This window comes from Streptomyces sp. NPDC053513 (assembly GCF_044544765.1).
GTDB lineage: Bacteria > Actinomycetota > Actinomycetes > Streptomycetales > Streptomycetaceae > Streptomyces > Streptomyces litmocidini.
The window spans coordinates 332,132-347,979 of the sequence record NZ_JBITXP010000009.1; the positions used below are offsets into that span (position 1 = coordinate 332,132).

A 15,848-nucleotide genomic window follows, 5' to 3' on the forward strand; every position below is an offset into this window, starting at 1 on the left:
CCGGTTACGCGCGCGGAAGGGGGAGGATGTATCCATGCAGCCCCGAAACATGTCCATGAGCGGCGTCGTCGACCTCGCCGCGGTGAAGGCGGCCGGAGAGGCCAAGGCGAAGGCGGAGCAGGTGCGCGCCGAAGCCGCCCGGCAGGGCGGTTCCGCCGCCGTGCCCCCGTCGGCCCTGGTGATCGACGTCGACGAGGCCGGCTTCGAGCGCGACGTGCTCCAGCGCTCGGCCGAGGTTCCGGTCGTCCTCGACTTCTGGGCCGAGTGGTGCGAGCCCTGCAAGCAGCTCGGCCCCCTCCTGGAGCGGCTGGCCGTCGAGTACAACGGCCGCTTCCTGCTCGCGAAGATCGACGTCGACGCCAACCAGATGCTGATGCAGCAGTTCGGCATCCAGGGAATTCCGGCCGTTTTCGCGGTGGTCGCCGGTCAGGCGCTGCCGCTCTTCCAGGGCGCGGTGCCCGAGGCGCAGATCCGGGAGACCCTCGACCAGCTGATCCAGGTCGGCGAGGAGCGCTTCGGTCTGACCGGCATCGCCGTGGACGCGGGCGCCGACGCCTCGGACCCGGCGGCGCGGCCGGCCGGTCCGTACGACGCGCTCCTCGAAGCGGCGATGTCCGCGCTCGACGCGGGCGACCTGGCGGGTGCCGTCCAGGCGTACAAGAACGTGCTCGCCGACGACCCGGCCCACCCGGAGGCCAAGCTCGGTCTGGCGCAGGCCGAACTCCTCGCCCGGGTGCAGGACCTCGACCCGGGCGCCGTCCGCAAGAAGGCGGCGGACGACCCGGCCGACGTCACCGCGCAGATCGCCGCCGCCGACCTGGACCTGGTGGGCGGTCACGTGCAGGACGCCTTCGGGCGCCTCGTGGAGACCGTGCGCCGCACGGCGGGCGAGGACCGGAACGCGGCGCGGCTCCGGCTCCTGGAGCTGTTCGAGGTGATCGGCGCCGACGACCCGCGCGTGACGGCCGCCCGGCAGGCCCTCGCCCGGGTGCTGTTCTAGCTCCCCGGGCGCGCCGGATCGTCCGACGATTTGGCAGCAGCGTGACAAAACGCGGCCGCGCTTTACCAAAACTTGGTAATCGCGGCCGCTGTTACTTGCAGTAAATCGAACCCGGCGTTCTGTCCGGATTCATGCGGTGATCTCCTGACATTCCCCGTCGCTCGAACGCACCCAGCGTGCCCGTTCGGTCCCGCCCCGCCATGACGTGGTTATCCACCCGTTACTAGCCAGTAACGAACCCCCTTGTGCGGGGGCCCGGAATGGACCACGATCGGCGACGCTCGGTCCGAATCGCATCACCCCGGCAACCACCCGGGAACGCGACGAGGGTCCCCACCGAGTGGACCGGTGTTCCGGCACCGGTCGTGGACAGGGGGGTTCCCGATCTCACCGACCGGGGCCTGTCCAATCAGGTCGCGCTCGAAGGCGTGGCCCATGGTTGTCGCTCGGGGGTGATCGCCGGTGATTCGGACGCGCATCGCGCCGCCTGATGCCTCGGCGCTCTCCTTCCCGAGGACGTAGCTCTTCTCCCATCCCAGGGTGGCCCCCCGGGGTCCCTCCGGAGATGTACGTCCGAGAAGGAGGAATTCTCATGAAGTCCCAGGTTCGTGGCGGGACCAGATGGAAGCGGTTCGCCGTCGTCATGGTCCCGAGCGTGGCCGCGACGGCCGCGATCGGTGTCGGCCTGGCCCAGGGCGCGCTCGCCGCGTCCTTCAGCATCTCCGGCCAGGAATTCAAGGTTAAGGCCAACAGCCTCGTCGGTACGGACTTCGTCCAGTACGGCAGCGTGGACGCGGGCAAGGACCTCGAGGGCAAGGACTTCGCCGCCCCGGTGGCCGTGTCCGGCTTCTCCGAGGCCTGGATCACCAACATGTGCCAGTCGGTCGTCACGCCGAAGGTGCCGTTCGTCGGTGACGTCACCCTCCGCCTGGAGGCCGGCACCGACGCCGTCAAGACCGGCAAGGACGAGGACAAGGTCTACGCGAAGGGCATCTACCTCGATGTCTCCGAGCTCAAGGCCGACGCCGAGTTCAGCAACATCGACATCGGCGTCGCGGCCGGTGCCCTTCCGAAGTCGCCCGGCAAGCCGGGCATCCAGCCCAACACCAAGGCCAACCCGTACGGCTTCGGCCAGCGCGCCGAGCAGGCCACGCTGAAGAACGTGGAGCAGAAGGCCTGGGCTACCACGGCCGGCACCTTCAAGCTCCCCGACCTGCACCTGTCGCTGCACCGCGGCACCGACGCCGAGTGCTACTAGGACCGGCCGGTCTCTGAGGACCGATCCGTCCGGAGGGTGGGACCGTCGCGTGCGGTCCCACCCGCCAGGTTCCTTCTCTTCATCTTTCTCAGCAACACCGCTTCCAGGGAGCTGTTCCATGAGCGCCGAGTACCCCGCCTCCCGCGAAGTCCCCAAGAAGGAGAACCGGTTCAAGGTCTGGCGGCAGACCCGGCCCTTCTGGGCGGGACTGTTCACCATGATCGGCGGCGTACCGATCGCGTACCTCCCGTACGGGGACATGCGGCTCGGCAACGTCACGCTCGCCATGCAGACGACCGCCGGAGCCGGTGCGCTGATCATCGGCGTCCTGCTCATCACCCTGGGTCTGACGATGTGGTTCCAGCCCGTCGTCCGGGTCTTCGCCGGCATCGCGGCCATCGTCCTGGGACTCGTCTCCATCCCGGTGTCGAACTTCGGCGGTCTCGTCGTCGGGTACCTGTTCGCCCTCGTCGGAGGCGGCATGTCCGCCGCCTGGGCGCCCGCGCCCCCGGTCGAGGAGAAGGACGTCGAGGAGAAGGACGCAGAGCACGACGGTCGCTCGGAGGCCTCCTCCGAGGCCGGTGCGGAGCCCGCCACGGAAGCCGTGCCCACGGCCGTGCTCCCGGAGCAGCGCGAGGCGGAGCACCAGGCGACCGAAACCACCATCGACGCCAACGGCGGGAGGAACAGTGCGGGGTGACGAGACTCAGTCGGCGCTCGCGAAAGGGGGCCCGCGGCACGCGGCCCCGCGCAAGTCGCTGCTGAACAGGATCCAGGGCCCCGCGGGGAAGGCGATGGCCCTGGCGGCCATGCCGACCGCGGTGCTCGTGGGCATGGGCCTCACGCCCAGACTCGCCCTCGCGGACGACACGGACATCCCCTTCGCCCCCGGCCCCTGTGTGACGCGCTCGGACGAGCCGACGCCGGAGGCGACGGACACGGCGACGCCGAAGGAGAGCGCCGACCCCACCGCCACCGCCACGGCCACGCCGACGGACGCCCCCTCGGCGACCGCCACGCCCTCCGCCACCGCGACGACGACCGGGGCCCCGGCGCCCACCGCGACGCAGCCCGGCCAGACCGCCGCGCCGCAGACGCAGGAACACGCGACGACCGCCCCCGCGCCCGCCGCGACCCCCACGGCCGCCCCCTCGCCGACGCAGTCCAAGAACCCGCTGGACCCGCTGGGCCTGGGCGACGCCCTCAAGGACCTCTTCGACGGCCCGGACAAGACGCCGACGGCCACGCCCACGACGGCGGCGCCGACGACCCCCGCTCCGCAACAGACGGAGGCCCCCGCCGACAAGGCGCCGGCCACCGACGCGCCCTCCACGGCCACCACCACGGCCCTGAAGCCGAAGACGGCGACGGACCCGGCCACGGAGAAGACCAAGACGGAGATCGAGAAGGCCGCCGACCGGGCGGGCGTGAAGGTCGAGGAGCTCCCGGAGAGCGCCAAGGGCCTCGACGCCAAGAAGGACACGGACATACCCGACGGGGCCAAGCCCCGCTTCCCGTGCCCCGAGTACGACGCGCAGGCGCTCGCCGACGCCGACCTGGAACAGGGCATCCCGCTGCTCCCGGACGCCCCGTGGCGTCTGGAGAGCACGAAGCTCACCCTGCACGGCCTGAAGTACCACGGCATCGTCGAGGTGAAGACCGGCAGCGGCAAGATCAAGAAGGTGCTGAAGTTCACCGCCACCGGGGTGGGCATCAAGGACCTGCACCAGCTGACGGAGCACTCCGAGGGCCGCACCGCCCACGTCCGCTCCACCCCGGGCAAGGAGTCGACCATCACCGACGGCACGGTGACGATGTACACGGAGGAGCTGAAGGGGAACCTCATCGGCCTCATCCCGATCACCTTCAGCCCCGAGGCCCCACCCCCGCTGAACCTCCCGGAGGTCTTCTTCACCAACGTGAAGCTCAAGCAGGCCGGCCAGTTCGGCGGCACCCTCCGCATCCCGGGCCTCCGCAACACGATCGAGCCCAGCTGACCCCCGTACCACTCCGGGAGCCGCACACGACGAAGCCCCCGTCCGCACCGGACGGGGGCTTCGTCACGCGTCACGCGGGTCAGGCGCGCTCTCCGCCGCCCAGGTGGTGGACGCGGACCATGTTGGTCGTGCCCGGGACGCCGGGGGGCGAGCCGGCGGTGATGACCATGATGTCGCCCTCGCTGTGGCGCTGGAGCTTGAGGAGCTCGGCGTCCACGAGGTCGACCATGGCGTCCGTGTTGTCGACGAACGGGACCAGGAAGGACTCCACGCCCCAGCTCAGGGTGAGCTGGTTGCGGGTGCCCTCGTCCGTCGTGAAGGCGAGGATCGGCTGCTGCGTGCGGTAGCGCGAGAGGCGGCGGGCGGTGTCGCCGGACTGCGTGAAGGCGATCAGCGCCTTGCCGTCGAGGAAGTCCGCGATCTCGCAGGCCGCGCGGGCGACGGAACCGCCCTGGGTGCGCGGCTTCTTGCCGGGGACCAGGGGCTGGAGGCCCTTGGAGAGGAGCTCCTCCTCGGCCGCGGCGACGATCTTCGACATCGTCTTCACGGTCTCGATCGGGTACGCGCCGACCGAGGACTCGGCCGAGAGCATGACCGCGTCCGCACCGTCCAGGATCGCGTTGGCGACGTCGCTCGCCTCGGCGCGGGTCGGCCGGGAGTTGGTGATCATCGACTCCATCATCTGGGTGGCGACGATGACCGGCTTGGCGTTGCGGCGGCACATCTCCACGAGGCGCTTCTGCACCATCGGGACCTTCTCCAGCGGGTACTCCACCGCGAGGTCGCCACGGGCCACCATGACGGCGTCGAAGGCGGCGACGACGTCCGCCATGTTCTCGACCGCCTGCGGCTTCTCCACCTTGGCGATGACGGGGACCCGGCGGCCCTCCTCGTCCATCACCTTGTGGACGTCCTTGACGTCGTTGGCGTCGCGGACGAAGGACAGGGCGACCATGTCGCAGCCCATCCGCAGCGCGAAGCGGAGGTCGTCGACGTCCTTCTCCGACAGCGCGGGCACGTTGACCGCCGCGCCGGGCAGGTTGATGCCCTTGTGGTCGGAGATGACGCCGCCCTCGACGACGATGGTCTTGACCCGGGGGCCGTCGACCTCGACGACCCGCAGCTCGACGTTGCCGTCGTTGATCAGGACCTGGTCGCCCTTGGAGACGTCGCCCGGCAGACCCTTGTACGTGGTGCCGCAGATCGACTTGTCGCCCGGGACGTCCTCGGTGGTGATGGTGAACTCGTCACCGCGCACCAGCTCGACCGGTCCCTCGGCGAAGGTCTCCAGACGGATCTTCGGGCCCTGGAGGTCGGCGAGGACGCCGACGGCGCGCCCGATGTCCGCGGAGACCTGCCGGAGGCGGTCGTACCGCTCCTGGTGCTCCGCCTGGGACCCGTGGCTGAAGTTGAATCGGGCCACGTTCATGCCGGCCTCGATGAGAGCCTTCAGCTGCTCATACGAGTCGACGGCGGGGCCCAGCGTGCAGACGATTTTGGAACGGCGCATGAGGCGGATCCTATCGGTTTGTTTCACTGCGGAATATTCCGTCTGGCGGAAAGTACAAATGGGCGCGGGCCCGCTCAGGCGTTCACTCGTTCGAGCTCGCTCCCTCCAGAACGAGCGCGTAGCTCTGGCGCGCGATCTCCAGCTCCTCGTCCGTCGGCACCACCGCGACCGCCACCCGCGCATACACCGGCGAGATGATCCGGGCCTCGTCGGAGCGCACCGCGTTCAGGTCCGAGTCCACCGCGAGCCCAAGTTCCTCCAGACCCGTGATCGCAGCCTCCCGCACCGGCGCCGCGTTCTCGCCGACCCCCGCCGTGAACGCCACCGCGTCCACCCGGCCGAGCACCGCGTAGTACGCCCCGATGTACTTCTTGAGCCGGTGCACGTAGATGTCGAAGGCGAGCGCCGCCCGCTCGTCGCCCTCGTCGATCCGCCGGCGGATCTCCCGCATGTCGTTGTCGCCGCAGAGCCCCACGAGACCCGACTTTTTGTTCAGCAGCACGTCGACCTCCTCCGCCGACATGTCCGCGTTCCGCATCAGGTGGAAGGTCACCGCCGGGTCGACGTCCCCCGAACGGGTGCCCATGACCAGGCCCTCCAGCGGCGTCAGGCCCATCGAGGTGTCCACGCACCGGCCGCCCCGCACCGCCGACGCCGAGGCGCCGTTCCCCAGGTGCAGCACGATCACGTTCACCTCCTCGGGCTCCTTGCCGAGCAGCCGCGCCGTCTCCCGCGAGACGTACGCGTGCGAGGTGCCGTGGAAGCCGTACCGGCGGATCCGGTGGGCGTCGGCCGTCTCCACGTCGATCGCGTACCGCGCCGCCGCCTCCGGCATCGTCGTGTGGAAGGCGGTGTCGAAGACCGCCACCTGCGGCAGGTCCGGACGCATCGTCATCGCCGTACGGATGCCCACCAGGTTCGCCGGATTGTGCAGCGGCGCCACCGGCACGAGCCGCTCGATCTCCGCGAGTACCTCGTCGTCGATCACCATCGGCTCGGTGAACCGCAGCCCGCCGTGCACCACCCGGTGGCCGATCGCCGCCAGTTCGGGGGAGTCCAGGCCCAGGCCGTCCGCCGCCAGCTCCTCGGCGACCGCCTTCAGCGCGGCCGCGTGATCGGCGATCGGCCCGTTCTTCTCCCGCTTCTCGCCGCCCTTGCGCGGGGTGTGCACGATCCGCGAGGTCTCCTCGCCGATCCGCTCCACCAGCCCCTGCGCCAGGCGGCTGTCGTCACGCATGTCGAGCAGCTGGTACTTCACCGACGAGGAGCCGGAGTTGAGGACCAGTACACGGGAGGGAGGGGTCGAGCGGAGCTCGTCGGGCAGGGCGGTGGTGGGTGACGGGTGAGCGGGAGGGGCCGAGCGGAGCTCGTCGGGCAGGGCGGTGGTGGGCGACGGGTGGGCGGTCATGCCGGGAGCTCCTGGGTCGGGACCTGGGACTGGATCGCCGTGATGGCGACCGTGTTGACGATGTCGCTGACGAGCGCGCCGCGCGAGAGGTCGTTCACGGGCTTGCGCAGGCCCTGGAGCACCGGGCCGACGGCCACGGCGCCGGCCGAACGCTGCACGGCCTTGTAGGTGTTGTTGCCCGTGTTGAGGTCCGGGAAGATCAGCACGGTCGCCTGACCCGCCACCTCCGAACCCGGCAGCTTCGTCGCCGCCACGGACGGCTCGACGGCCGCGTCGTACTGGATCGGGCCCTCGATCCGCAGCTCCGGACGGGCCTCGCGGACCAGCTTCGTCGCCTCCCGCACCTTGTCGACGTCCGCGCCGGAGCCCGACGTGCCGGTGGAGTACGAGAGCATCGCGATCCGCGGCTCCACCCCGAAGCGCGCCGCGGTCTCCGCCGACTGGGCGGCGATGTCCGCGAGCTGCTCGGCGTTCGGGTCCGGGTTGACCGCGCAGTCGCCGTACACGAGGACCTTGTCGGCGAGGCACATGAAGAACACCGACGAGACGATCGACGCGTCCGGCTTCGTCTTGATGATCTCGAACGCGGGCCGGATCGTCGCCGCCGTGGAGTGCACGGACCCCGACACCATGCCGTCGGCGAGGCCCTCCTGCACCATCAGGGTGCCGAAGTAGTTCACGTCCGAGACCACGTCGTACGCCAGCTCGACGGTGACGCCCTTGTGGGCCCGCAGTGCCGCGTACTTCTCCGCGAACGAGTCCCGCAGCTCCGAGGTTTGCGGGTCGATCAGCTGCGTGTCGCCCAGGTTCACGCTCAGGTCGGCGGCCTTCTTGCGGATGGCCTCGACGTCGCCGAGCAGCGTCAGGTCGCAGACGTCACGGCGGACCAGCACGTCCGCCGCCCGCAGCACCCGCTCCTCGGTGCCCTCCGGCAGCACCACCCGGCGCCGGTCGGCCCGGGCCTGTTCGAGCAGCTCGTGCTCGAACATCATCGGTGTCACCCGGCCGCTGCGCGCCACCGAGATCCGCTTGAGGAGGTCGGCGGTGTCCACGTGCCGCTCGAAGAGACCGAGGGCGGTCTCCGCCTTGCGCGGGGTCGCCGCGCTCAGCTTCCCTTCGAGCGCGAACAACTCGGCGGCGGTCGGGAAGCTGTTGCCGGGCACGGAGATGACCGGGGTGCCGGGCGCGAGGCGGGCCGCCAGGGTCAGGATCTCCTCGCTGGGTCGCTCGTTCAGGGTGAGCAGCACGCCCGCGATCGGCGGGGTGCCGGCCGAGTGCGCGGCGAGCGCCCCGATGACCAGGTCGGCCCGGTCCCCGGGGGTGACGACGAGACAGCCCGGGGTCAGCGCGTTGAGGAAGTTCGGCAGCATCGCGCCGCCGAAGACGAAGTCGAGCGCGTCCCGCGCGAGACCCGCGTCGTCGCCGAGCACGACGGAGGCCCCCAGGGCGTGGGTGATCTGGGCGACCGTGGGCGCGGCGAGCGCCGGCTCGTCGGGCAGGACGTAGCAGGGCACGGGGACCCGGGTCGCGAGCCGCTCCAGGGCCACGAGGTCCTCGGAGGCCACCCGGTTCACGACCATCGCGAGCACGTCGCAGCCGAGACCGTCGTACGCCCGGAAGGCGTTGCGGGCCTCGGCCCGTACGGACTCGGCGGGCTGGCCCTTGCCGCCGACCACCGGGATGACGGAGGCGCCGAACTCGTTGGCGAGGCGCGCGTTGAGCGCGAGCTCGTCGGGGAGCTGGGTGGCGGCGAAGTCGGTGCCGAGGACGAGGACGACCTCGTAGTCGCGGGCGACGGCGTGGAAGCGGTCGACGAGCCGGGAGACCAGTTCGTCGGTGCCCCGCTCGGCCTGGAGCGCCGAGGCCTCGTGGTAGTCCATGCCGTAGACCGACGAGGGGTCCTGCGAGAGCCGGTAGCGGGCGCGCAGCAGATCGAAGAGCCGGTCGGGGCGGTGGTGCACCAGCGGACGGAACACCCCCACCCGGTCCACCTGGCGGGTGAGGAGCTCCATGACTCCCAGCTCGACGACCTGGCGGCCGTCACCGCGGTCGATCCCGGTCACGTACACGCTGCGCGTCACGCCGTGGTCTCCTGTCCAGTCCTGCGGAAGGGCCGAGCGGTGCTCTCGCGGCACCGATCCGCGCCCCGTGCGTCAATCGGCAGTGCTCGGAAAGCCCCCTATAGGGCGGCATCACCCCCTTGACAATACCCCCGCCGATGGTTACGTCGCCCCCTGGACGAAGGGCCCGGAACCCCGGGACGAAAGGCCTCCGCGGGGCCGCGGGCGGGGACGCGCGGACGGGCGACGACCGTGCCCGTCGGGCGGCGCGTGTGAGAATTGGAGTGGCTCACAACGGACCGCGACCGAGCAGGAGACCAAGCACGATGCGCATCGGAGTTCTCACCGCAGGCGGCGACTGCCCCGGCCTGAACGCAGTGATCCGGTCGGTCGTGCACCGGGCCGTCACCCACTACGGCGACGAGGTCATCGGCTTCGAGGACGGCTACGCGGGCCTCCTCGACGGCCGCTACCGCCCCCTCGACCTCAACGCCGTCAGCGGCATCCTCGCCCGCGGCGGCACCATCCTCGGCTCCTCCCGCCTGGAGCGCGACCGCTTCCGCGCGGCCTGCGACAACGCCAAGGAGCTCATCGAGAAGAGCGGCTTCGACGCGCTCGTCCCGATCGGCGGCGAGGGCACCCTCACCGCGGCCCGGATGCTCCACGAGGCCGGCGTGCCGGTCGTCGGCGTCCCCAAGACCATCGACAACGACATCTCCTCCACCGACCGCACCTTCGGCTTCGACACCGCCGTCGGCGTCGCCACCGAGGCCATGGACCGGCTCAAGACCACCGCCGAGTCCCACCAGCGCGTGATGGTCGTCGAGGTGATGGGCCGCCACGCTGGCTGGATCGCCCTGGAGTCCGGCATGGCCGGCGGCGCCCACGGCATCTGCCTCCCCGAGCGGCCCTTCGACCCCGCCGACCTGGTCAAGATGGTCGAGGAGCGCTTCTCCCGCGGCAAGAAGTTCGCCGTCATCTGCGTCGCCGAGGGCGCCCACCCCGCCGAGGGCACGATGGACTACGACAAGGGCGAGATCGACCAGTTCGGCCACGAGCGCTTCCAGGGCATCGGCACGGCCCTCGCGTACGAACTCGAGCGCCGCCTCGGCAAGGAGGCCCGCCCCGTCATCCTCGGCCACGTCCAGCGCGGCGGCACGCCGACTGCGTACGACCGCGTGCTCGCCACCCGCTTCGGCTGGCACGCGGTGGAGGCCGTGCACCGCGGCGACTTCGGCCGCATGACGGCGCTGCGCGGCACGAACGTCGAGATGGTGCCGCTGGCCGAGGCCGTGACCCAGCTCAAGAGGGTCCCCGAGGACCGGATGCGCGAGGCCGAGTCGGTCTTCTGACCGGACCGGGGCGCCTTCGGGACCCGGGACGGGGCTTCCGGCCTCCCCGGGACGACCCGAGTGGCGCCGAGTGGCCCCGACCGTCCCCCGTGGACGGTCGGGGCCATCCCGCTGTGCCCGGCACTCCCCCGGAAATGCCGGATTCCACTCTTGAGCCCCGGCGCGAGATCAACAAGGCTTGGGGCTGTCCCGGACATGTCCCAACCCTGTCCGGAGGGAAGGGAGGAGGGGCGGATGACGCCGGGGGAGCACGCGCCCGATCCACGGGAGGTACGGAACCCCGCCGAGTTCCTCGCCCGCCTCCAGGCCCTCAAGGACTGGTCGGGCCTGACCTACCGCGAGCTGTCGGCGCGCGCGGAGACGCACGGCGACGTCCTGCCCCGCTCCACGGTGGCGAACATGCTGGCCCGCCCCACCCTGCCCCGGGAGGAACTCCTCACCGTCTTCGTCCGCGCCTGCGGGGTGGAGGAGGGCGAGGCGGAACACTGGCGGGCGGTACGGAGGGAGCTGGCGGGGCGGGGGGTGTACGAGCGGGCCCCGGAGCCCGGGGAGGCCCCCGACACGCCCGAGGACCGCGGGGAGGACCCCGACCGGCCCGGCCCCGCCGCTCCCGGCCCCGGGAGCGGCGACGGGGAGGGCGGGGGCCCGCACGGTCCCGGTTCCCGGATACGTCGCGCGCTCGTCGCGGCCGTCGCGTTCGCCGGGCTCGTACTGGCCGGGATCAGCGTCGTCGCCTTCCTGCGGGACGGGCACGCCGGGCATCCGCCCCGCACCCCCACCGCCCCCGCCGCCGGGGACGTCCGGATCCGGGTGGCCGGCACCGACTTCTGCCTCGGGGAGCGGCGCGGCACCCGCACCGGCCAGGTCCACCAGCTGCCGTGCGCCGCCGCCGGCTTCCCGCGCTACTCGCTGGCGGAGGCGGGCGGCGGCCGGTGGAGGATCGTTTCGGACCACCCCGACTTCGGCCCCGGCTGCTCCGGCATACCCTCCGGGGGCCGGATACCCGGCGCCCCGTACGAGGACTCCGAGTGCGGCGACCCGACCCGGGTCGAGTCCTTCGCCCTGGAGGCGTACGGCACTCCCGTCGAGGGCTACCGCATCGTCCCGGTGGGCTCCGCGACCCCCGGCAGCTGCGTCACCGTCGTCGGCGACCGCTCGGCCGCCTGGGCGCGGCTCGCCCAGGCGCCCTGCGCGCCGGACGCGGCCGGGCAGCTCTTCGACTTCGACCGGTGGGACTGACGGGCGGACGCCCGACGGCCGGGGACGCGGCCGGGAACACGCGGCCCCGGGGCCCGGAGGCTAGGCGGCCTCGACCAGGCGGGCCCTGAGCGCCGTCACCACCGCCGGGTCGAGTCCGACGTGCCCGGTGACGTACTCGTACACCGAGCCGTACCGCTCGCGCAGGTCCGCGAGGAACAGCCGGATGACGTCGGCGGGCGCCCGGCCGTAGCCCGGCCAGCGCGGTTCCCGGCCCGGGTGCGCGGCCCGCCAGTCGGCGATCAGCCGTTCCGTGGCCAGCTCGGTGAGCGCGAAGTCCGCGAGGATCTCCTCGTCCGGGACCTCCAGGAGGCCGAGGACGACGGCCGCGAGCAGACCCGTGCGGTCCTTCCCGGAGGCGCAGTGGAAGACGAGCGGCCTCTCGGCGGCGGCGATCAGCTCCAGGGCCGCGCGGAGCTCCTCCGCCCCGTCCTCGGCGACCTCGGCGAACCGGTCGGCGAGGTAGCGCCAGGGGTCGAGGGCGGGGTCGATCGCCTCCTGGTCGTAGGGGCGGTGCTCGATGGAGAGGTTGTGCCAGGAGACCTCCTCGGTCTCCGGCAGGCGGCCCTTGCCGGCGATCTCCCAGGGGTAGCGCAGGTCGATCACGGTGCCCACCCCCAGCGCGCGGAAGCGTTGCAGGTCGGCCGGGCCGGCGTCCGCGAGCTTGCCGAGGGAGTCGGAGCGGTAGAGGATCTCCCACCGCACGGTCCCGCCGTCGGCGGTCCGATAGCCGCCCAGGTCACGGAAGTTGTGGAGTCGGTCGAAGGGTATGTGTCGTCTCACGGCCGTCAATGTACGGCCCCGGTCCCGGATGATCTACGGGCCGACCGCCGCCCAGAAGTGCTCGGTGATCCCGTCCAGGTAGGCGCGTCCCTCGTCGCCGGTCGTCCCCGGGGCGCCCCAGCTGCTGACCGCCGTCATCCGGGCGTGGTAGTCCGAGTGGAGCTGCTGGAGCGCGGCCTCCACGACCCGCTTCGGCAGCGGCACCAGCTTCACGGTCGGCTTCACGTACGCCTGCCAGCGGGTGGTCGCCGCGTCGCGGAGCAGCTCGGCGAGGGCCTCGTCGCCGCCGGTCGCGGTGATCAGGGCGCGCGGGCCGAGGCCGAGCGCCTCGGCGAGGGCGACCGTCTGGCGATCGGTGCCGCGCCAGCGGCCCTCGTCCTCCATCCGCTGGTACGCGTGGGTCGCCACGCCCACCCGCCGGGCGAGCTCCTCGGTGGAGAGGCCGCGCGCGACCCGGTGCTCGCGCAGGGTGGAGGCGGCGGCGATGAGGTCGGCGGGGGAGCACCACAGGACGCCCGCGAGGGCGGTGAGCTCCTGCTCGTCGGGGACCGCCCGGCCGCGTTCCCAGGCGAAGACGGTCTCGGGTTCGACGAAGAGGCCGTACTGTGCCCGCAGGCCGTAGGCGACGTGTTCGGGGAGCATGCCGAGGCCCTCGCGGAGGCGGCGCGCGGCCAGGGCGTCGAAGGGCGGGGAGGGTTGGTGCACCCGGCCACCGTAGGTGCGGAGGGTGACGGCTGGCTACGGTGTGTTCTTCCAACGTGCGACGTCGTAGGAACGTGGGAACCGGGCGGTAACAGCCGGGGCCGCTCAGTGGCCGCGTGCCGGGCCGCCGAGCCAGCGGTACTGGAGCTCGGGACGGCCGATCTGGCCGTACTGCGGGGCGCGCACGGCACGGCCCTCCGTGACCAGGTGTTCGAGGTAGCGGCGGGCGGTGATCCGGGAGATCCCGACGGCCGCGCCCGCCTCGGCGGCGGTGAGCCCCGCCGGGGTGGACCGGAGGGTGCGCGTGACGGCTTCGAGCGTGGGGGCGCTGAGGCCCTTGGGGAGCGTGGCGGGGTGCGGGGCCCGGAGCGCGGCGAGGGCCCGGTCCACCTCGTCCTGTCCGGAGGCCTCCCCGGCGGCCGCCCGGAACTCGGCGTACCGGGCGAGCCGGTCCCGCAGGGTGGCGAAGGCGAACGGCTTCAGGACGTACTGGACGACGCCGAGGGACACGCCCTCGCGGACGACGGCCAGGTCGCGGGCGGAGGTCACGGCGATGACGTCCGCGGAGTGGCCGGCGGCCCGCAGGGACCGCAGCAGCTGGAGACCGTGGCCGTCGGGCAGGTAGAGGTCGAGCAGGATCAGGTCGACCGGCGTCCGGTCCAGGATCCGCACGGCCTCGGCCCGCGAGTGCGCGACCCCGACGACGGTGAAGCCCTCGACCCGCCCGGCGTAGAGCGCGTGGGCGTCGGCGGCGACGGGGTCGTCCTCGACGACGAGCACCCGAAGGGACTGCGCGCTCACGGGGCCACCTCCGCGTCGGCGGCCCCGGCGGCCTTGGAGGCCTCGACGGCTTCGGGGGGCTCGGCGGCCTCGGGTGCTCGGGAGGTCCCGGAAAACCCCGTCCCCGTCTCCGTCCCCGTCTCCCGCCGCAGGGGGAGGCGCACGGTGAACTGGGCGCCGCCCTCCTCCGCGTCCGTGAGGTGCAGGGTGCCCGAGGCGCGGGAGACCGCCTGGCCCACCAGGGCCAGGCCGAGGCCGCGGCCGGGGCCCCGGGTGGACCAGCCGCGGCCGAGGACCGCCTCCCGGTCGGCGGGACGGACGCCCGGTCCGCTGTCGCCGACCCGGATCAGCAGTTCGCCGTCGCCCGCGCGGGCCGCGACCGTGACCGTCACGCGCGCGTGCGGGGTCCCGCCGGCCGCCTCCACCGCGTTGTCGATGAGGTTGCCCAGGATCGTCACCAGGTCCCGGGAGGGCAGGGCCTCCGGGACCCGGCCGTCGTCGATGCGGCTGTCCTCGGTGAGGACCAGCTCCACACCCCGCTCGTTGGCCTGCGCCGCCTTGCCGAGCAGCAGCGCCGCGAGGACCGGCTCGCCGACGGCGTCGACGACGCGGTCGGTGAGCGCCTGGGCGAGTTCCAGCTCCGCCGTCGCGAACTCCACCGCCTCCGCCACCCGGCCCAGTTCGATGAGCGACACGACCGTGTGCAGCCGGTTCGCCGCCTCGTGGGCCTGGGAGCGGAGCGCCTCCGTGAAGCCCCGCTCGGAGTCCAGCTCGCCGGAGAGCGCCTGGAGCTCGGTGCGGTCCCGGAGCGTGACCACGGTGCCGCGCCGCTCCCCGCCCACCACAGGACGGGTGTTGACCACGAGGACCCGGTCGGCCGTCAGGTGCGTCTCGTCGACGCGCGGCTCCGAGGAGAGCAGCGCGCCGGTCAGGGGGGCGGGCAGGCCGAGCTCCGCGGCCGGCCGGCCCACCACGCCCTCGTCCAGGCCGAGGAGTTCCCGCGCGCCGTCGTTGATGAGGGCGATCCGCCGCCCTCCGTCGAGCATCACGAGCCCTTCCCGCACGGCGTGCAGCGCGGCCTCGTGGTAGTCGTGCATCCGGCTCAGCTCCGTGGCGTTCATGCCGTGCGTGTGGCGGCGCAGGCGCGCGTTCACGACGTACGTCCCCGCCCCGCCGAGCGCGAGCGCCACGCCCGCCATGCCGAGCAGGGCGGTCACCTGCTCCCGTACCTGCTCGCTGATCTTGTCGATCGTGATGCCCGCGCTGACCAGGGCGACGACCCGGCCGTCGCGGTCGAGGACGGGTGCCACCGTCCGCACGGAGGGGCCGAGGACGCCCAGGTGCGTCTCGGAGTAGAGCCGGCCCTGCCGCGCCTGCTCGATGTGCCCGAGGTACGTGCGGCCTATCTGCGCCGGCTCGGGATGGGTCCAGCGGGTGCCGTCCGGGGACATGATCACCACGAAGGCGACGCCCGCGTGGCGGCGCAGCGACTCCGCGTACGGCTGGAGTGCGGCTGTCGGGTCGGCGGAGCGGGCGGCGGCGACCACGGACGGGGAGTCGGCGACGGCGGCGGCGGTCGCCGTGGACTGGCGCCGCGCGGTCTCCTCGGCCTGCGCGAGGTCCGTGACGTACGCGAAGACCGCGCATCCCGCCACGACGACGGCCACGAGCACGACCTGCATCGCGAAGAGCTGGCCGGCCAGGCTGCGGGGGCGAGGGAGGGGGAGACGCATGCGGCGCA

13 protein-coding genes are annotated in these 15,848 nt (G+C 72.6%); 6 read left to right on the forward strand and 7 right to left on the reverse strand.

What is annotated here, in order from left to right; genetic code table 11:
• The first annotated feature begins 34 nt into the window (after positions 1–34).
• From ACIGW4_RS18760 to ACIGW4_RS18775, 4 genes are all read left to right on the forward strand, one after another.
• A complete protein-coding gene (locus ACIGW4_RS18760) occupies positions 35–1,000 on the forward strand; it encodes a tetratricopeptide repeat protein (protein WP_123455450.1) in 966 nt (321 codons plus the stop codon).
• Between the two features lie 592 nt (positions 1,001–1,592).
• Positions 1,593–2,258 (forward strand): DUF6230 family protein, encoded by a 666-nt coding sequence (locus ACIGW4_RS18765; protein WP_123455452.1) that lies wholly within the window; start codon positions 1,593–1,595, stop codon positions 2,256–2,258.
• Positions 2,259–2,376: 118 nt separating this feature from the next.
• The gene (locus ACIGW4_RS18770) at positions 2,377–2,958 is read left to right on the forward strand and encodes a DUF6114 domain-containing protein (protein WP_123455453.1); all 582 of its coding nucleotides are present in this window, start codon (positions 2,377–2,379) and stop codon (positions 2,956–2,958) included.
• Positions 2,948–4,255, forward strand: coding sequence for a hypothetical protein (locus tag ACIGW4_RS18775; RefSeq protein WP_399581591.1), 1,308 nt, complete (start codon positions 2,948–2,950; stop codon positions 4,253–4,255). The genes ACIGW4_RS18770 and ACIGW4_RS18775 overlap by 11 nt, the downstream gene beginning before the upstream one ends.
• A 79-nt stretch (positions 4,256–4,334) precedes the next feature.
• Here the strand turns inward: ACIGW4_RS18775 and pyk are convergent, their stop codons facing one another.
• From pyk to pta, 3 genes are all read right to left on the reverse strand, one after another.
• On the reverse strand, positions 4,335–5,765 hold the full coding sequence (gene pyk, locus ACIGW4_RS18780; RefSeq protein ID WP_359588298.1) for a pyruvate kinase: 1,431 nt from the start codon (positions 5,763–5,765) through the stop codon (positions 4,335–4,337).
• Between the two features lie 82 nt (positions 5,766–5,847).
• On the reverse strand, positions 5,848–7,173 hold the full coding sequence (locus ACIGW4_RS18785; RefSeq protein WP_399581594.1) for an acetate kinase: 1,326 nt from the start codon (positions 7,171–7,173) through the stop codon (positions 5,848–5,850).
• Positions 7,170–9,254: a phosphate acetyltransferase gene (gene pta, locus ACIGW4_RS18790; RefSeq protein ID WP_398707544.1), complete on the reverse strand. Its 2,085-nt coding sequence runs from the start codon at positions 9,252–9,254 to the stop codon at positions 7,170–7,172. The genes ACIGW4_RS18785 and pta overlap by 4 nt, the downstream gene beginning before the upstream one ends.
• Positions 9,255–9,559: 305 nt before the next feature.
• On the opposite strand from pta, the gene ACIGW4_RS18795 reads away from it, so the two are divergent.
• Together ACIGW4_RS18795 and ACIGW4_RS18800 are read left to right on the forward strand one after the other, a co-directional pair.
• Positions 9,560–10,585: an ATP-dependent 6-phosphofructokinase gene (locus ACIGW4_RS18795; RefSeq protein WP_123455458.1), complete on the forward strand. Its 1,026-nt coding sequence runs from the start codon at positions 9,560–9,562 to the stop codon at positions 10,583–10,585.
• Between the two features lie 234 nt (positions 10,586–10,819).
• Positions 10,820–11,824 carry a hypothetical protein gene (locus ACIGW4_RS18800; RefSeq protein WP_399581596.1) on the forward strand — a complete coding sequence of 335 codons (1,005 nt, stop codon included), beginning with the start codon at positions 10,820–10,822 and terminating at the stop codon, positions 11,822–11,824.
• A gap of 60 nt (positions 11,825–11,884) precedes the next feature.
• On the opposite strand, the gene ACIGW4_RS18805 is transcribed toward ACIGW4_RS18800, so the two are convergent.
• The 4 genes from ACIGW4_RS18805 to ACIGW4_RS18820 all read right to left on the reverse strand — a co-directional run bounded on the left by ACIGW4_RS18805 (position 11,885) and on the right by ACIGW4_RS18820 (position 15,840).
• Positions 11,885–12,625, reverse strand: a complete 741-nt coding sequence (locus ACIGW4_RS18805) for a tyrosine-protein phosphatase (RefSeq protein WP_399581598.1) — start codon at positions 12,623–12,625, stop codon at positions 11,885–11,887.
• Between the two features lie 33 nt (positions 12,626–12,658).
• Positions 12,659–13,267: a helix-turn-helix domain-containing protein gene (locus tag ACIGW4_RS18810; RefSeq protein WP_398707729.1), complete on the reverse strand. Its 609-nt coding sequence runs from the start codon at positions 13,265–13,267 to the stop codon at positions 12,659–12,661.
• A gap of 165 nt (positions 13,268–13,432) precedes the next feature.
• Entirely contained in the window at positions 13,433–14,128 is a 696-nt protein-coding gene (locus ACIGW4_RS18815; protein ID WP_123455462.1) for a response regulator, read from the reverse strand.
• Complete coding sequence (locus ACIGW4_RS18820) at positions 14,125–15,840, reverse strand: ATP-binding protein (protein ID WP_399581644.1); 1,716 nt, start codon at positions 15,838–15,840, stop codon at positions 14,125–14,127. Before ACIGW4_RS18820 ends, ACIGW4_RS18815 begins: the two co-directional genes overlap by 4 nt.
• Between the last annotated feature and the right edge of the window lie 8 nt (positions 15,841–15,848).